The following is a 1,340-nucleotide window of genomic DNA, read 5'->3' on the forward strand; positions in this document are numbered from 1 at the left end:
GAAGCCCGGATCGACGTCTCCAGCGGCATGATACAACTCGCCATGGCAAGCCTGCTACTCCGGCGTGTCTGCCACTGAACAGGTTGTCAAACGGACTCTAAGGAAGCCCACGGCAAGGAGATGTTCGCCGTCGCTCTTGTTACGCGATAACCTGAGTGCTCTCTGTTTCTCTGATAGCCGGAAAAACGGAGGCCTCCTCATTCTCCACGCCGTCCTTCAGGCCGGCAAAATTAACAAGACCCGATTACGTTTCGGGACATGACCACTGTCACGGGGCTCTTCTCCTTGCATCCTCTAGGGCCCGCAATGGCCTACGCTCAAGCTCGAACGTGTCTATAAATCTCACTTGCTCACCTCCGGCCAACGCGAGGCCGGCGTTGCCTTCCCTAAGCCACAGCGGATGAATGACAATTATCGTAGCATCGGGTCGATCCTTTCCCCGCTCAATCAGGCACGGGAGTCCAGACGCAGCATGGATGTCGGCAGTCAAAATACCTGGGCGCATTCGAGCGGCAGTCTCTGCAAGCACAACCGCATGCTCGCGCCATCCTGTGATCTCGGGGAAGCGCATATCGTCGGTGGCCAACCCGCAAGTATAGCCGGGCATGACCATAGCGCGTAGGTAGGCTAAGCCGAGGCGCCAATCGAGTAAGCCGTGATAGGGGCGGTTGCCGTAGCGCTGGATGCATCGGTAACATGACGTTTGGCAGCGCGCTGCATGTTCTCCTTCATCGTCGATCGCAAGGAAGTCGACAAGCGGCCAAGTCTCATGGTCGTCTACGATACTCCTAATGAGGTGAACGATATGCGGCGTGCCATCGGTCCGATCCTCTCCCAGACGACGCGACAGGCCCGATCCGTTGATCAGCGAATCGGCGATTTGAAGCATCGGCCTGCCGCCGCGTAGGCGTGGCTCTAATGCTTCAAACTCGTCTGACGAAACGTCGAGGTCGAGCGCCGCCCTCTGGACTAAGATTTGGGTGGCACTAATGGCAGCCGCACGAGTGGGAAGGTGCGAAAATGCGCCCCTGCGCGCCACTCTATCGAGCGTAAGGCGAGGATCAAAGTCCAGCATTTCCAGATAAAGAGCATCGGTCTCCTTCCGCGCAATCAATCCAAAGGTTTCAAGGCTATTGGGGATGACGCCCCATCGCGCTTGGTTTCCAGATGCACGCAGATATTCCGCATCAATCGCTTGCGGAGCGTCGATGGACGCCATTTCCCGGAAAAGCGGCGCCGGGTATGGCGCGACAATCACGGTGAGAACGGGCGTCAATCACGATGAGAATGAAGGACGCCGTCGTCGCGACGGAGGTCGGGCGTAGCCCGGCCGAAGACGC

The 1,340-nt window shown here is 58.1% G+C and carries 1 protein-coding gene; it reads right to left on the bottom strand.

The features are described 5' to 3' along the window. Nucleotides 1-268: 268 nt before the first annotated feature. Nucleotides 269-1,219: a hypothetical protein gene (locus ACSVC7_RS32645; RefSeq protein ID WP_448208761.1), complete on the bottom strand. Its 951-nt coding sequence runs from the start codon at nucleotides 1,217-1,219 to the stop codon at nucleotides 269-271. Nucleotides 1,220-1,340 lie beyond the last annotated feature (121 nt).

Source organism: Azospirillum mesophilum (assembly GCF_053470405.2).

Bases quoted from the DNA above. Each gene is read 5' to 3' on its own strand.
- ACSVC7_RS32645 (WP_448208761.1), bottom strand. From the start codon at position 1,219: ATGGCGTCCATCGACGCTCCGCAAGCGATTGATGCGGAATATCTGCGT.